The organism is Sphingomonas sp. Leaf208 (genome assembly GCF_001421415.1).
Taxonomy (GTDB): domain Bacteria; phylum Pseudomonadota; class Alphaproteobacteria; order Sphingomonadales; family Sphingomonadaceae; genus Sphingomonas.
Genome location: NZ_LMKH01000005.1, coordinates 43,929 through 59,155, shown reverse-complemented (window position 1 = coordinate 59,155; position 15,227 = coordinate 43,929). Strand labels below are relative to the sequence as shown.

The window sequence follows — 15,227 nt, the reverse complement described above, 5'->3', positions numbered from 1 at the left end:
AACGAGGTGCATCCGCACCGCGCTTTGCGCTATCGATCACCCCGCGAGTTCATCGCGCAAACCTGCGAGGCCCTGTCAGGCCTTTAGGGGGCAACAACAGCGCCGCCACCGCGATCGTGAGTTCGATCTCACGCGTCCAGCCATCGGGGCTGTCGCTCCGTGTTACAGCCTCGTCGGCCGCGACGACGGAGAGCGCTATGGATGTGAAGTCCCATGCGCGTTCTGTGGGAGCAAGGCGCAGCCGTTTCAGCAGCGGGGGGACCGGTCCTCCGACGCGGCCCAGACCGCTGATCGGGACGCGGCCATACAAGTCAAAGCGCAGCACGTTGCGTCCAGCGGGCGTGGGAAGCGATGCGGGAAGGCATGCGACTTGCGTCATAAATAGCTTTCAAAGACGTCGAAGGTGTCCTGGATCACGTCTCGGCCGAGCTGCGCGGCGGCTTGGCGGTCGAGCGTTCCGCTTAATGCGCGCCGTTCCGCATACCGCCTGGCCAGTTCCTCCCGAACGTACGACTGCATCTCCTCGAGCCGTTGCTGGCCGACCCTGGCGCTTGGTGCCTTGTCGATGACGGCCATGCCTACATCGAGCGCGATCCGGTGCGCCACCTCGTTCCCAAGGAACGTTTGGACTACCTGGTCGATCTGGTTCTGGTCTAAATCGGTGACGTCGCTGCCCTGCTCGACGATGTCGGTCAGCGCGCGCGCGGCGGAGTCCCTCGAAGCTTCTCCGTCCTGGGTGCCGTCCACCGGGCATAGCACGTCGACGAGTACGTCGATGATCTCGGCCTGGGTCAGACCGCCCAATCTGGCTTGGGAGACGCCGTATTGTGGCGGAAGCTGCTGGTCCGCTGCGAGGGCGGTGAGTGCCTCGTAGATCGCTCCGGCGCTCGAAGCGCTACCCGCCATCCTCGCCGTAGCGTTGGCAGCGCCGCCCATTCCACCAGAAGTGTAGTGTCCGAGGCCGCGTCGCAGATTGCCGTCACCGCCGTTCTTAGCCCATTTGCCGAGCGATGTACGAGCCGGGCCGAAGCGCCGCGGCGGTGCCATCGGCGGCGGGGTGTTCGGCGGCGGGGGCGGGGCGGGATCGTCGACCCATGGCGGGACGATCGGCACGTTGGGACCGGGTCCCTTGCTAGAAGCAGATGTGCCCATCAGGTGAGCTCCCTGTCCACGCGCTTGCGCATCGGCACGCTCAGGTCAGTCTTGTTCGACCACAGCCTGAGCAGGTCCTTCCCCCATGGCAACTGTATCACCCTCGGGACAATCCCGGCTTCGAGCTGCGGACCAGGCCGGCTGGCGAGGAACGAGGATAGTTCACGCGCGTGACGCTCGTCGACGGATGCGACCGCGAGGGCGCCGTTGAGGATCGCAGGGACGCCCCATCGCGTCTCCTCGCCGGCCTTGATTAGAATGCGGTCCATGATCGCGGCGGCGTCACGAAAGCTCAGCGCCTTCGTCTTCTCCGTGAGCGGCGGGCTCGGCTGGGTTGCCGCGAGCAGCGCGTCCAGTATCTCGAGTGCCTCGGGGGATAGCTCGTCCGGCCGTCCGATGATGGCGAAGTTGTCGCGGCTGACATACGCAGCGGCGCGCAGGTCCCTCTCGCCGAGCGGCGGGTCGAGGAGCAGCCAGTCCCGCACGAACGCATCGTCGAAGGGCTTGTCGAGGGGAGCGCTGGTCTCGCCGCGCACGGCGTCCTCCATTGCCTTCAGCTTGCTGGAATGCCCGTCCGTTGATTCGTTCACTGTCGATAGCAGCGCGCCGTAAGCCTCCGCGGTTCCGCAGCGCTCGAACAGAAGAAGCTTCATCAGCACCTCCTCATCCACCGAGACGCCCTGGCGGTCTGCGAGGGACGCGCGGAGTGCGAGCGAATTGAGGAAGCGCTTGATCAGGCGCGGGTTGCCCCGGATCTCGGGAGAGCTGGTCAGGATCGGCGCGATACGGTCGGCTATCGCGATTCTGCTGCGAAGATCCGGGGGACATGCGTCGCCGATCGTCTCCAGGACAAAAGCGCGGTCGAAGCGTGCGCCGTTCCATGTCTGTCCCAGCCGCATGCAGACGGCATCGCGGATCTCGTCCTTGCGATCGGATCTGAGATCGCTTGCGTCGATAAAGAGGAGCATCAGGTAGGCGCGGACATCCTGCGTTCCGAGTGGAGGGACGCGGAAGGGCAGTTGGATCAGCTTGTCGAAGTAGCTCCTGACCATCCCCTCGCTGAGCAGGGCGCCCTTAAAGTGGACGCGAACCGACTCACGGATCATGTCCTCGTCGGCAGCGATGACGAAAGCCGTCCGGTCGAGGAACAGGAAAAGTCGCATCGCTTCGAGCGTCGCGATCGCAGTCTCGGGTAGGCAGCGGTCGAGGTCGTCGATGAGGACCACCAATGTGATCTTCATCTCCTTCAATGTTGCCTGGAGGTCGGTCCTGAACGCGTCGATCGCCTTAGGTGGCGTAGTCGTCGCGATCTTCTCTTCTTCCTTCTTGGCGGTGAGAAGATCCTTGCCCTCCTTGCTGATCGATTCGTACGCCGTCTTCAGCTTTTCGACATCTCCGCTGGACAGGTCTCCGTCCAGCAGACCACTCCCCGCAGTCACCATCGAGCTATACATCAGCGGCAGCGGCGATCCCGTGTACATTGCAAGCCCCGCGCCTGCGGTCATGCTCGCGACCCTGAACCATTTGACCCTACTAAGCAGACCCTTCGCCTTCTTGACAACGGCGGCTCCGAACTGGTCCTCTTTCTTCTCGGCGTGATCGACGAGCGATTGGGCGATGGCCTCCATGAGTGCGGCCCGCGCATCGTCGTGCCCTTGGTATAACCAGGCATTGAAGTGGACGAAGCGGATCTCATCGGGCGGTTCACTGTCCAGTCCGGCCGCCTCGGCACTGGAATGCGCCATAACCTGCTCGGCAACGCGCTGCTGCAACGCTATGTGAAGCAATTCCATCATCGAGGACTTACCCATCCCCCAGCCACCAGAAATGCCGATCGATAGTGGCTGCCCCTTGGCGCCGAAAATTCGTTCAGCTGCGATGTCGGCGACGTGTTGAAAGTTCAACAGGTCCCGTGCTGTTTGATTGTCCGACCACATCAGTAATTTGCCCCCGAGCATGTTATGGTAGGTTAGGCCAAGGCTTGCGCAAGGACGAACTCGCAGACAACATCCAATGTGAACCGAAATTTTTACTGAAGCCCGAGGTTCTTTCGGTTCAGTAGATGGCGTGCATGCCGCATGTCTTGAACATTAATTCACCCATCAATGCTCCAAACGACAAGCCATCATTACCTCGACCATCAGGTGTAGCGTCTCGCAATGACGATCACCCGGGTTGGATACGACAAAGGCCAAGCCGCCGTCCTGGCGCGCGCGGCAAAACCTACTCTGATCGCGCTGTGCCTTCCAAACCGTGCAGACGCCGGCAGCGCCCACCCGCGCGCCTCCCGCGAACGGTAGGCTGTGCGGGCCTTTGCATGACGAAAGTCGGGCGCATCGCAACCGGGTCGATCGCGGCAATTCCGATCGGGATCGTGATCGAGCTAGGGTTAGGAATCTCCACCAACCTTGATCGCTACAACGCCACCCTCCGGCAAGCGATCGACGTCGCACTCCACTCCGTATTCATGCCCTACAGCATCAGGGACTGGATCATCTGGGCTGCGCTCGTGCTCATTGCATTTGACGTCCGGGAAACAGCCACGACCATAGCCCGCAAAGCATAGGTATTTAATTACAATAGCTTGCTAGCATAGTTTGACGACGCCCGCACGCCGGGTATGCAGTACTGATAGTAAGGCTAAAAATCATAATATTGCATAGCACGTAGCGGGGAAATCATGGACGAGTGGAATCGACTGTTACAGGACATCGCTACAATTATTGAAGACTATCAGTCGGAAGCCGTTCCAACCGCCGCACATGTCGAACGATGGATAAATCAGTTTATACCGGCTGTTCGACAGCCTATTTTAGCTGAGCTTGAGCATGTGCTAGCAAAAACATATTTTTCCAAATCCCGCGTTAAAAGGTTTATGAAAACTATAACCGGTTTTGCCGCATGGACGGGTGGCGATCCTGCGACATTCTGGCGTCAGATGCACTTCTTAGATATTCAGCCGCGGGGAAACAGCCAAACAGAGTTTCTTTCTTTATTTAATAGAAAGTTAGAAAAAGAAACCGGCCTATCCATCGACGATTGCGGTCGAGGAAACAAGTTTTTATACCTGGACGACGGTTTGTTCTCCGGGGGACGATTAGGTTTTGACCTTGAAAAATGGATCTTGGAGACCGCCCCAGAGAATGCCGAGCTATACATTGCTACTATCGCTTCACATACCCAGGGTAGATACTTCACTGGGAAGTTGCTGGACCAAGCGAATACTAAGTCTGAAAAGAATATCAGCATTAGGTGGGGCAGCTTAGTCTCTATCGAAGATGGATTGTTTAAAGTGGATGCATCAGATGTGTTGCGCCCAACCGGTCCAGGAACCAATCCCGCCGTAGCAGCTTACGTTGCCTCACTCGATAAGGAACAGAAATGGCGCAATGGAGCAGGTTTAGGCCCGCAGCGGTTCTTCTCCTCCTCCCAAGGACGTCATTTGCTGGAACAAGAATTTCTCAAAATGGGAGTCGCCGTGCGGGCAATGTGCCCATACCTCAATGACTACCAGCGCCCGCTAGGCAACACGAGGATGAAAACGATCGGGTTCGGCACCATGTTCGCGACCTACAGAAATTGTCCCAACAACGCTCCTTTGGTATTGTGGGCTGGCAATCCGTGGTATCCGCTTCTCCCGAGGGTAACGAACTGAAGGCTATGGCAAAGATCGATTCGAGGACCTACCGGCCCGAGGAAATCGTATCCTTCCGTAAAACGGCGGAGGCATTCGGGGGTCTATCAAATATGGCTCCTGGCTTTCCAATCAGGATCGCCGGGGTTCATTTAAGAACCTCCGAAGCGCTGTATCAGGCGTGTAGATTCCCCCATATGCCCGACGTTCAGCGCCTCATCGTAAACGAGGCGAGCCCGATGACAGCCAAGATGCGCTCAAAGCCTTATCGGAATGAGAGTCGAGAACGCTGGGATGATATCAGAATACCTATTATGAAATGGTGCATTCGCGTTAAATTGGCTCAAAATTGGCGCTCATTTGGAGACCTGCTCTTAGAAACCGGCAACATGCCGATTGTTGAGGACTCACGAAAAGACGACTTCTGGGGAGCCATTAAAGATAGTAACGGCGATTTTCACGGACAGAATGTATTGGGCAGGCTATTAATGGAACTGCGTGAAAAGCTAAGATTAGATCCAGATAGACTTAAACGGGTTGAACCAATTAAACTTAGCCATTTCACTTTGCTTGGAGCGGATATTCCCATAGTTACCGCAGAACCGGCAGATATCTATGACATACCAAAATCGACAAAGCACTCTGACACCTTACAACTTTGGGCTACGCCTTAAACTCCGCGCCGGTGACAAAGCATTTAGTCTTTTGAGTGGCGTTCGTAATACGCCTGGGTCTCCGACGGGGTGCCGCTGTGTCCGTTTGTGCACGAATATTTACAGGCTGTCCGGAACTTTCGCGGCTCTATACGCCCCCCCTCAAAGTACGTCGCTCTGGTTCCACGGCCGCCCGCTAGGACCGGATCGCCTAAAACACCGCCACGCGACGGAGTGCATATCTTGAAGTGTGTTCCAGCATCAAAAATCGCGAGCACTGGCTCAATTCCCAATTCGAAATAGTCCGGAAGCGGCTTCCCGACCTCGGCTTGCATGGAGCGAGCATTGTGTTGCCAAGACAACGAAAAGATACGCCTTTCGTGCTCATGCGGCGAGCTAGCACCAACGAAATTTGCGATACTGGAGTAGACAGATTCCGCTTCCTGCGGGCCATCGGCATGTGGAACAAAGAACTTCATTTTGCCGACTCTCACTACCTAAACACTGTAGATCGGAAACGAACCGACATGCTTCGATGTCAATTCGTAGGTATCATGGTTCAGTTCGCACAGGTTGAACGACATAGATATTCCGTTATAATTTAGTTCTCTGAACGGCTTTGGATTGCAGCGAACGCCGTAATACATTTCCTTTAACGACTTTATTGGCAAATTGTAGAGGTATCGCAATCCTTCTGCCGTTTCTACGACATCAAATATTCCACTTTCCGTTTCTGAATGGCCTACGGTCATTCCCAATACGCACTTAACAACGCGAACCTCCTCCTCGTAAGCCCAGTCTAGCGGTTTAGTTAGAAATAGTCTTTGGAGCTTTTCATAGTTACTTATATCGAACCTATACGTTCCACCTATTGTTAAGGGATTGGCCTCCTCTGTGGAATAGTCATCGAGCACGCGCCGTCGTGAGTAGATAACGCTGCCGAAGTGTGCGGGAATCAGGTTAGTTTGCCTTTCCAAAAATCCCGCCTCTTCTACATCGAAGCCAAGGACTACACCTTTGTGACTATCGGCGTAATGCGCCCACATCAACGAGTTAGTAGGTATTCGAGTTAGAGAAAGGACGCCGCTATTGGCCTCCCAAATCCGGCTTTTGATATCAGCGCGAAGTGGCCCCATAAGATCCCCCCATAAGTCCCGGGAGCGGGCAATAGGATTGAGCGGCCGGTCAAAAGGGTCGTTAAAGTATCTCGGCAACGAGAATTGAATTTGACGATCTTTTATTATTTGGATTGCCCGTAACGCCGACACATACTTGTAAAGGATCACAGGCCGTCCCTCGTCGCCTTCGCCTTGGCTGCCTGGTCTGCACTTTCTTTCAAATGCTCCGCCATGAACGCCCCCTGTGAAACGTATTCTAGCTGGAGCGTCGCCTTGCGCCCCTTATCTATGGGACACCCCTCAATATTAGAATTATAGGTGCTGTCGGCCATACTGTTTGCGACCTTGTTCAACGATGCCATAAATCCCGTACCGCCATAAATATGTTGTGGGTAAGGATTCTCGATCGGTGAGACAGATACCGTTACTCTAGTCTCTTGGTTGTTGAACGCCCGTTGCGTGTCGACGGAAACGCCATCCGTGTTGACGAATTTCACTCTCTGTTGCTGAGGATATTTTTCTCCCAATGCCGTAACTAGCTTTTCAAGCTTTGCTTCTACCGTAGAATAGCAGCCAGTTTCAGACAGGGTTACGGAGCCGAGGCGATCGTTGATGAATGATGGCGTTACAGTGACATTCAAATCTCCGATTTGCATCCCATTGCCGGCAGCATACGCGATTTTGATCTTTGCAGGCTTTTTGCCTTTGCGCGTCACCTCTACCGAACTGATACCCTCCTCTTTTCGTAGCCCTTCGGCGAATTGTTCCGGGGTTATGCCTACGCGGAATTCGCGCCAGATAACCGGCTGCGGTTCCTGCGAACTAGATGGCGCCGCGGCAATTTGTAGCGCCGCCAACAAATAAACGAGCATTCTTCCCCCTTATATACCGTATTATCAGTTAGGCCCTTGCCGCTCTCATCACTGTACTGTTGCACTGGCGAAACGATCACTTGCCCTTTCTTGAAACACTTTTGCATTTCAACCGTCCAATGGCTTGAGGCATCGGTTGCGACAACCCGCCAATGAGCTGCAACACATTGGCAAATGGGACATTGATCGTTCGACCGCACTGACATTCAACGCTTCCGGCCAATGTGTCCCTGATAATCCCATTGCATTCGATCCGTTTCGACTCACCTAACGGTCGGATGCACGAATGTTTGCCTGTAGGACATAGCAAGAACATCAAAGGACCAGAACGTCGCTAGACATACGGGTAGCGATGATGTTGGTGGACGGCACAGATGCCGATCCGCCCCGAACATGTCTTCCTGTACCCGATCGATTGGCCCCAGCTATCGCATCTGGTCCGCTTCGTGCGGGCAGGCGGACGCTGCGAACATTGCGGACGCCCGCACGGGCAACGGGTCTTCCACCTCGGCGACGGACGCTGGTGGGATAAAGGCCGGTCGTATTGGCGTAACGGCGACGGCCGACGTGTTCGCCGACCGACCGAGAACATCCTCCATATGGGCAAATGGACGCCGGTGGTGTTGGCCTGCGCGCATCTCAATCACGACCCCAGCGATAGCGCGCTGCACCAGTTGGCGGCGCTCTGCCAGCGCTGCCACATGATTTACGATGGTCCTGAGCATCGCCGTCGACGTTGGATGAACGCGCATTACCGGCGTGCGCTCGGCGATCTGTTCTACGGCCCATATCCGATGCGGGGGGCGGACTGGATCACCCCGACACCCATCAGCATGCTCGATGACAGCCGATCGCTATACGCGAACGTCCGGTAGCTCGGAGCACCGGAAACGCTGTGCCGGATGCGTCCAGGCAAAAAAAGGGGCCGCCAAAAGCGACCCGGGAAGTTTTAGGAGAGGATGCCTGAAAGGCGTCACCTTGGTATCCGCCAGGCAGGGCAATGGCGAATGCAAATCTGTCTAATCTGGATTGCATTTCATGCACTTGGCAGAAGGTTGTGGCCAAATTCATTCCCTGCCGAGCTCGACGACAGGGTTACTGACAAAGGTACGACTGCGCGGGAAACGGGCCGGATTCCGCACGCCGATCACCATGCCCAACGGCCGTCGTTTGCATATTCGCAAGGGCGTTAGCCCGGCTCCGCAGCCCATAGCAAAACGTGCTTCGCAGCGTCAGTAGCTGGAACCTTATCCACATGAGTCTCGAGTCTGACGCTTGACCAAACGGTTCTGGTAACGGAACATAAAGGGAACAGGTAGAGTCTAGACATCATGATCACCGCCCTCGAGTACCTGCCGACCACCATCGCCCACCTGCGGACAATCGCAACGCCAGTGGTGGATCACCGCATCATGCCGTTCGGTATCCCTGCGCTCGACGATCGCCTCGCAAGCAGGGGCCTTCGCGCTGGAGCACTGCACGAGGTCGCTGCACAAAGCTGTTCGATGGTCGACGATGCCGCAGCAACGCTGTTCCTGGCAGGTATCGCCGCGCGAGAAGCGGCGCATACAGGCGGACCGGTGCTGTGGGTGAGCTGTCGTAACGATCTCTATGCGCCGGGCTTGGAGCAGGCGGGGCTATCGCCTGCCGATTTGATCCACGCACAACCGCGTGACGATGCAGCCTTGCTGGCCGTCGTCGAAGACGCGGTGCGCGATGGAACGCCGTCGACGGTGATCGCCGAGGTAAGCCGGATGTCGATGGTCGCGACCCGGCGCCTGCAACTCGTGGCGGCTGATGCCGACATTCCCGTACTCATCCTGCGACGCCGACGTAATCGCGACCAGGATCCGCTCGCCGAGCCGTCCGCGGCCTGGACGCGCTGGCGGATCGCCAGTGCGTCGTCCGAGCGCCTCGGTGTTGCCGGTGTCGGCCGATCGCGGTGGCAGGTCGAGGTCGCAAGGCAGCGTGGCGGCGAAGCATTTTCGATGATTTTGGAGGGCTGCGATGAGACGGGTTGTCTCGCTGTTCCTGCCGCACTTGGCCATCGAGCGGCTGAGACGGCTGGACCGGCACGCTACGCGGCCGCCTGAGCGGCCAGCCCTTCAGCTTCCCGTCGACGACGATCCCGGTGCGTGTTCGGTACCGCGGGGCGGCGGGTGGCGGCCGGGTGCGCGGTGGGCGCGCGCTGACATGCCGACCAAGCAGGACGTGGAAGGTCAGATCGCAGCGCTGCCCGCGCATGCCAAACCACCCTTGCGTGAACTTGGCCGACGATCGGAAGCGGCGAACCATCCGTTTCATGGGTTTGCGCAAGCCGACAGTCACGACAGGGTCGCGGCGACCGTTGCCGCGTTTCACAGGGCGCCGCTCGCGCTGGTGGGCAAGGTCGGCCGGCGCGAAGAGGTGGTGGCCGCCTGCGATGGCGCTGCCGCGTTAGGGATCACGATCGGGATGGCCGCGACCCATGCGCGTGCGCTGGTGTCCGATCTCGACATCCGACCGTCCGAGACCGAGGCGGATGCCGCGATACTGGATCAGCTCGCGCTACGCGCGGTGCGCCGCTGGTCGCCGATCGCAGCAGCCACACCGCCCGACGGGCTGTGGCTCGACCTGACCGGCTGCGCGCATCTCCATGGCGGGGAAGAACGGTTCTGCCGGCGTCTGCGCGCGTTTTGCCAGCGTGCCGGGTTCACCGCGCGCGTGGCGGTTGCAGACACACCGGGCGCGGCACACGCTATTGCCCGGTTCGGGCCTGCCGACATCGCGATCGTGCCCACAGGGCGGACGGTCGATGCGCTCAGCGGCCTACCGGTCGCGGCCTTGCGTCTAGCAGGGACCGCGCTTATCGCCGCCCGCAAGTTCGGCTTCGAACGCGTGGCAGATCTCCTACCAGTTGCCCGCGGGCCCTTGGCACGCCGGCTGGGGCTGGCTGCGATCACACGGCTCGATCAGGCGCTCGGTGCGGTCGCCGAGCCCATCACGCCGCGTACCGACGAGGTCATGCCGATCGTCGAACGCCGGCTGCTCGAACCGATCGTCACCGCAGACGCGATCGCGCAGGTCATGGAAGATCTCCTCAGTGACATGGCCGAGCTGCTCCGCGCGAAGGGGCTCGGCGTACGATCGCTGCGGCTCGGTGGGTTGCGCGTCGATGGCACCGAGCAGGTCGTCGCGGTCGGCACCTCCCGCCCGACGCGCGAGGTCTCGCACCTGTTGCAGCTCATGAAGCTCAGGATCGAGCGGATCGATCCGGGCTTGGGGCTCGAGCAATTCTATCTGGCGGCACCGCACACAGAGCCGCTCGACGCGGTCGATCTTGGCGCGGTTCTCGCCGGTGAGGTGCTCGTGCGTGATCCAGCCCGTCTCGTCGATGTCGTTGCCGGCCGCATCGGCGCTGACGCCGTATTCCGGATTGCCCCTGTTGAAAGCCACGTACCCGAGCGCGCCGTCATGCGCGCCGACCCGGTGGTAGCGCCCGCGGGCTGGCCGAAATGGCGCCGACCGACGCGCCTGCTGGCGAGGCCCGAACCGCTATGGGGCGTCATAGCGCTGATGCCCGATCAGCCGCCCCGGCGGTTCGAGTGGCGCGGTCGGCCGCACAAGGTGGTTGCCGGCGACGGCCCCGAGCGGATCCACGGTGAGTGGTGGCGCCGCGACGCGGAAGTATGGGCGGTGCGCGACTATTACCGCGTCGAGGACGACGCGGGCGGCCGTTACTGGGTATTCCGGCGTGGTGACGGGTTCGTCGAGGACACCGGCGATCTCAGCTGGTGGATGCACGGCGTGTTCGCATGACCGACTATGTCGAGCTTCAGGTCCTCACGCATTTTTCGCTGCTTCGCGGTGCGTCGAGCCCCGAGGAGCTGTTCGCGGCTGCCGCGCTGCTCGGTTATCCGTCGATCGGGGTCAGCGACATCGGCACGGTCGCGGGTGTGGTGCGCGCATGGGAAGCGCAGAAGGCGACGGGCGTTCGCTCGATCGCCGGCACACGCGTCAATCTATCCTGTGGCCGGCAGTTGCTGCTCTACCCGACCAACCGCCCCGCCTGGTCGCGCCTGACGCGCCTGCTGACAGTGGGTAAGAAGCGGGCGGGGAAGGGGCGATGCCTCCTCCACTGGCATGACCTCGAACCCTGGTCGGAGGGCATGATCGCCATCCTGCTGCCGGTTGAGCCGGACAAGGATAATCTGGCAGCGCTCGCCGACCTGAAGACACTCTATGGTTGTCGCGGGTATATGGCGTTGTTCCAGCGGCGCCGGCCGGACGATGCCGTGCGGATCGACGCGCTGGCACGGCAGGCGGGTGGCGCTGGCGTTCGCGCGGTGGTGACGGGTGATGTCCTCTATCACGCGCCCGAAGCACGGTTGCTGCAGGACGTGGTGACGGCCGTTCGCGAGAAATGCACCGTCGACGAGCTCGGCTACCGGCGCGAGGTCAATGCCGATCGTGCGCTCAAATCCCCCGACGAAATGGTCCGGCGGTTCAAGGCGTATCCCGATGCGCTACGCGCGAGCGTCGACATCGCGCGTCTGTGCACCTTCGATCTGGGTGAACTGGCCTATCAGTACCCGCATGAGCGACTGATCGACGGGCTGACCGCGCAGGAGGCGCTGCAGAAGCTGGCGGAAGACGCCGTCGACGCGATGTTCAACGGTCGGGTGCCGGCTGCCTATACCGAGCAGATTGCCCACGAGATGCGGCTGATTGGTGAGCTCGGCTATGCGCCGTACTTCCTGACCGTCTACGCGATCGTCCGCGAAGCCCGTCGGCGCGGGATCCTGTGCCAGGGCCGCGGCTCGGCCGCCAATTCCTGCGTCTGCTTCGTGCTGGGCGTCACCTCGATCGATCCAATCAAGCATGAGCTGCTGTTCGAGCGGTTCGTCAGTGGCGAGCGCCGCGAGCCGCCCGATATCGACGTCGACTTCGAGCATGAGCGTCGCGAAGAGATCATCCAGTGGATCTACGAGACCTATGGCCGCAACCACGCGGCGTTGACCGCAGTGGTTACACGCTACCGCGCGCGCGGCGCCGTCCGCGATGTCGGCAAGGCGCTCGGGTTGCCCGAAGATCTGACCTCCTCGCTCGCTGGCCAGGTGTGGGGATGGTCAGCCGAAGGCGTTGGCGAAAAGCAGGTCAACGAATTGAACCTCGACATCGGCGATCGTCGCCTGCGCCTCACGCTCGAGCTTGCTCGCAAGCTGATCGGCGTGCCGCGCCATATGAGCCAGCATCCAGGTGGCTTCGTCCTCACCCATGACCGTCTCGACGATCTCGTCCCGATCGAACCTGCCGCGATGGAAGATCGCCAGATCATCGAATGGGACAAGGACGACATCGATGCGCTGAAGTTCATGAAGGTCGACGTGCTGGGTCTCGGCATGCTCGGCTGCATGAACCGCGCGTTCAACATGCTGGAGGCGGACAAGGGACTGAGCGTTGGCCTTGCTGACCTGCAGGACGACGATCCCGACGTCTACGCCATGATCTCGAAGGCCGACACGCTCGGCACCTTCCAGATCGAAAGCCGCGCGCAGATGTCGATGCTCCCGCGCATGAAGCCGCGGCGCTTCTATGATCTCGTCATTCAGGTCGCGATCGTGCGGCCGGGACCGATCCAGGGTGACATGGTCCACCCGTATTTGCGCCGGCGCGAGGGGCTGGAGAAACCGGAATACCCACGGCCCGAGCTGCGTGCCGTGCTCGAGAAGACGCTCGGCGTACCGCTGTTCCAGGAACAGGCGATGAAGGTCGCGATCGTCGGCGCGGGGTTCACGCCAGCCGAAGCCGACCAGCTGCGCCGCGCCATGGCGACGTTCAAGTTCACGGGCGGCGTGTCGCACTTCAGCGAAAAGCTCATCGGGGGCATGGTTGAGCGCGGCTATCCGCGTGAGTTTGCCGAACGCACCTTCCGCCAGCTCGAGGGGTTCGGCTCTTACGGCTTCCCCGAGAGTCACGCGGCCTCGTTCGCCAAGATCTCCTACGCATCCTCATGGGTGAAGCATCATCACCCGGACGTGTTCTGCGCAAGCCTCATGAACGCGCAGCCGATGGGGTTCTACGCGCCCGCACAGATCGTACGCGATGCGCGCGAGCACGGCGTCGTGGTCAGACCGCCGTGCGTCAACGCGAGCCGCTGGGACTGCACGTTGGAGCCGTATGGCGGGCGGTACCTCGCCGTACGACTGGGGCTCCGGCAAATCCGTGGGCTGTCCAACGCGGATGGCGCCAAGATCGTCGGCGCGCGCGAGCTGACCGCGTTCGAGAGCGTGGAGGACGTATGGCGGCGATCGGGCGTCCAGCGCGCCGCGATAGAGAAGCTCGCCGACGGCGATGCCTTTCATAGCTTCGGCGCCGATCGTCGGCAGGGCTTGTGGAAGGTGAGGGGGCTCGGCGAAGCGCCGCTGCCGCTGTTCGCCGCGGCCGACCGCGCCGACCAGGCGGTCAGCGTCGAAGGGATCGAGCCTGATGTCGAACTGCGGCCACTGACCGACGGTCGTGAGGTGATTGAGGACTACCGCGCGCTGCAACTCTCGCTGCGCGCGCATCCGCTGACCTTCGTCCGCGATGAGCTGGCCAGGCGTGGCGTAACCAAATGCGCGGACCTGGCCACCATCCGCGATGGACGCCATGTCGAGGTCGCCGGCATCATTCTCGTTCGCCAGAAGCCGGGGTCTGCCAAAGGCGTTCTGTTCATCACGATCGAAGACGAGACGGGAATCGCCAACGGCATCCTGTGGCCCGACCGGTTCGAGCGGCAGCGCCGCACTGTCATGTCCGCCTCGATGATCGGCATGAAGGGCAGGGTGCAGAAGGAGGGCGAGGTCATCCACGTCATCTGCGACCGGATCATCGACCATGGCGATCTGCTGCACCGGGTCGGCGAGATGTCCTTCCCACACCGGACCGGCCGTGGCGATGGCGCGAAACATGCCGGCTCCCCCGACCGCGGTGACAAGGGCTGGAGCCCTGCCCCTCGCAACTCCTACTGGCCGCCCCATGCGGACGGCATGGATCCGGAAGCCGTCGTGAACTTCAAATCTCACGACTTCCACTGATGGCCAACCTCGTCCGTCATCAACGCGTTGTCATCGCGCTATCGGTGCATATCTTGCGGGGCGGCGTTGCGCGTTGCTCGGACGCGCGCGTCGATGTCGTCGAGATCCGGTTGGCGCTGCGCTGCCTGCTGCCGCACTGCCCGGAACGCTGGCCACTTGCACTCTACTGGGATGCCGCAGCCCAAGAGAACGAGATCGGCAGGGCACAGGGCGTGACCGCGGCGTTCAACGGGATTGTCCGCCAGTTGCGGCGCGCCGGCTGTTATGAAGAGGTGTCTGAACCGTGAGTATGCGACTACCGCGAGCAGCCATTGCTCGCGTTCCCGACGGTACGCGGATCGTCAGCGTCGAGCGGATGTCGCGGGCGTTCACAAAATATCATCTGGATGACGGACGCGCGCTGCACCGGTTCAAGATGGAAGAGCCGCATGCGACCCCGCATGATCACCCCTGGAGTTTCGATACCGAGATCCTCGATGGCGGCTATGTCGAAGAGGTGTTCCACCTGGATCTAGGCGGTGGTTGGCACAGCGAACTGGTTCACCGGCTCCCTGGCGAAACCTACCATGTCGACGCTGCGCACATTCACCGTATCGTGGAGCTGCCGACGGGTGAGTGCTGGACGCTCGTCCGCGCAGGTCCGCACACACGCGAGACCCGGTTCTGGCGTTTCGGAGACGCGGTTCAGTCCCGGGCCTGGCATGAGCGCCGATGGATGCGCTTAGGATAAGGCATCACGG

At 60.4% G+C, this 15,227-nt stretch carries 13 protein-coding genes; 9 read left to right on the top strand and 4 right to left on the bottom strand.

Annotation, left to right across the window (positions count from 1 at the left end):
- Positions 1-375 precede the first annotated feature (375 nt).
- Together qatB and ASE69_RS04750 are read right to left on the bottom strand one after the other, a co-directional pair.
- On the bottom strand, positions 376-1,152 hold the full coding sequence (qatB, locus tag ASE69_RS04755) for a Qat anti-phage system associated protein QatB (RefSeq protein ID WP_156362144.1): 777 nt from the start codon (positions 1,150-1,152) through the stop codon (positions 376-378).
- On the bottom strand, positions 1,152-3,110 hold the full coding sequence (locus ASE69_RS04750) for a P-loop NTPase fold protein (RefSeq protein ID WP_082452877.1): 1,959 nt from the start codon (positions 3,108-3,110) through the stop codon (positions 1,152-1,154). Before ASE69_RS04750 ends, qatB begins: the two co-directional genes overlap by 1 nt.
- Before the next feature lie 359 nt (positions 3,111-3,469).
- Between ASE69_RS04750 and ASE69_RS04745 the strand changes: the two genes are divergently transcribed.
- The 3 genes from ASE69_RS04745 (at position 3,470) to ASE69_RS21065 (ending at position 5,460) form a co-directional block, all read left to right on the top strand.
- Positions 3,470-3,718 (top strand): hypothetical protein, encoded by a 249-nt coding sequence (locus ASE69_RS04745; RefSeq protein ID WP_056483744.1) that lies wholly within the window; start codon positions 3,470-3,472, stop codon positions 3,716-3,718.
- 114 nt (positions 3,719-3,832) lie between these two features.
- Positions 3,833-4,807 carry a hypothetical protein gene (locus ASE69_RS21805; protein WP_156362143.1) on the top strand — a complete coding sequence of 325 codons (975 nt, stop codon included), beginning with the start codon at positions 3,833-3,835 and terminating at the stop codon, positions 4,805-4,807.
- A 5-nt stretch (positions 4,808-4,812) separates the two neighbouring features.
- Positions 4,813-5,460 (top strand): NADAR family protein, encoded by a 648-nt coding sequence (locus tag ASE69_RS21065; RefSeq protein ID WP_082452876.1) that lies wholly within the window; start codon positions 4,813-4,815, stop codon positions 5,458-5,460.
- Positions 5,461-5,936: 476 nt separating this feature from the next.
- Here ASE69_RS21065 and ASE69_RS21055 read toward each other — a convergent pair whose 3' ends face one another.
- Together ASE69_RS21055 and ASE69_RS04740 are read right to left on the bottom strand one after the other, a co-directional pair.
- Positions 5,937-6,725, bottom strand: coding sequence for a DUF2971 domain-containing protein (locus ASE69_RS21055; RefSeq protein WP_156362142.1), 789 nt, complete (start codon positions 6,723-6,725; stop codon positions 5,937-5,939).
- Positions 6,722-7,429: a hypothetical protein gene (locus tag ASE69_RS04740; protein ID WP_056483741.1), complete on the bottom strand. Its 708-nt coding sequence runs from the start codon at positions 7,427-7,429 to the stop codon at positions 6,722-6,724. The genes ASE69_RS21055 and ASE69_RS04740 overlap by 4 nt, the downstream gene beginning before the upstream one ends.
- A 374-nt stretch (positions 7,430-7,803) precedes the next feature.
- On the opposite strand from ASE69_RS04740, the gene ASE69_RS04735 reads away from it, so the two are divergent.
- The 6 genes from ASE69_RS04735 (at position 7,804) to ASE69_RS04710 (ending at position 15,217) form a co-directional block, all read left to right on the top strand.
- On the top strand, positions 7,804-8,304 hold the full coding sequence (locus tag ASE69_RS04735) for a hypothetical protein (RefSeq protein ID WP_235518119.1): 501 nt from the start codon (positions 7,804-7,806) through the stop codon (positions 8,302-8,304).
- Positions 8,305-8,760: 456 nt separating this feature from the next.
- Entirely contained in the window at positions 8,761-9,522 is a 762-nt protein-coding gene (locus ASE69_RS04730) for an ImuA family protein (RefSeq protein ID WP_235518117.1), read from the top strand.
- On the top strand, positions 9,437-11,227 hold the full coding sequence (locus ASE69_RS04725; protein WP_321163565.1) for a DNA polymerase Y family protein: 1,791 nt from the start codon (positions 9,437-9,439) through the stop codon (positions 11,225-11,227). Before ASE69_RS04730 ends, ASE69_RS04725 begins: the two co-directional genes overlap by 86 nt.
- Complete coding sequence (locus ASE69_RS04720; protein WP_056483738.1) at positions 11,224-14,487, top strand: error-prone DNA polymerase; 3,264 nt, start codon at positions 11,224-11,226, stop codon at positions 14,485-14,487. Before ASE69_RS04725 ends, ASE69_RS04720 begins: the two co-directional genes overlap by 4 nt.
- Positions 14,487-14,774: a hypothetical protein gene (locus tag ASE69_RS04715; protein ID WP_056483736.1), complete on the top strand. Its 288-nt coding sequence runs from the start codon at positions 14,487-14,489 to the stop codon at positions 14,772-14,774. Before ASE69_RS04720 ends, ASE69_RS04715 begins: the two co-directional genes overlap by 1 nt.
- Positions 14,771-15,217, top strand: coding sequence for a hypothetical protein (locus tag ASE69_RS04710; RefSeq protein ID WP_156362141.1), 447 nt, complete (start codon positions 14,771-14,773; stop codon positions 15,215-15,217). Before ASE69_RS04715 ends, ASE69_RS04710 begins: the two co-directional genes overlap by 4 nt.
- The last annotated feature ends 10 nt before the right edge of the window (positions 15,218-15,227 follow it).

What these genes read in the sequence shown, in the direction of transcription:
- ASE69_RS04745 (WP_056483744.1), top strand. Translation starts at nt 3,470, where the DNA reads ATGACGAAAGTCGGGCGCATCGCAACCGGGTCGATCGCGGCAATTCCG.
- ASE69_RS21805 (WP_156362143.1), top strand. Translation starts at nt 3,833, where the DNA reads ATGGACGAGTGGAATCGACTGTTACAGGACATCGCTACAATTATTGAA.
- ASE69_RS04725 (WP_321163565.1), top strand. Translation starts at nt 9,437, where the DNA reads ATGAGACGGGTTGTCTCGCTGTTCCTGCCGCACTTGGCCATCGAGCGG.
- ASE69_RS04750 (WP_082452877.1), bottom strand. Translation starts at nt 3,110, where the DNA reads ATGCTCGGGGGCAAATTACTGATGTGGTCGGACAATCAAACAGCACGG.
- ASE69_RS04720 (WP_056483738.1), top strand. Translation starts at nt 11,224, where the DNA reads ATGACCGACTATGTCGAGCTTCAGGTCCTCACGCATTTTTCGCTGCTT.
- ASE69_RS21065 (WP_082452876.1), top strand. Translation starts at nt 4,813, where the DNA reads ATGGCAAAGATCGATTCGAGGACCTACCGGCCCGAGGAAATCGTATCC.
- qatB (WP_156362144.1), bottom strand. Translation starts at nt 1,152, where the DNA reads ATGGGCACATCTGCTTCTAGCAAGGGACCCGGTCCCAACGTGCCGATC.
- ASE69_RS04735 (WP_235518119.1), top strand. Translation starts at nt 7,804, where the DNA reads ATGCCGATCCGCCCCGAACATGTCTTCCTGTACCCGATCGATTGGCCC.
- ASE69_RS04715 (WP_056483736.1), top strand. Translation starts at nt 14,487, where the DNA reads ATGGCCAACCTCGTCCGTCATCAACGCGTTGTCATCGCGCTATCGGTG.
- ASE69_RS04730 (WP_235518117.1), top strand. Translation starts at nt 8,761, where the DNA reads ATGATCACCGCCCTCGAGTACCTGCCGACCACCATCGCCCACCTGCGG.
- ASE69_RS04740 (WP_056483741.1), bottom strand. Translation starts at nt 7,429, where the DNA reads ATGCTCGTTTATTTGTTGGCGGCGCTACAAATTGCCGCGGCGCCATCT.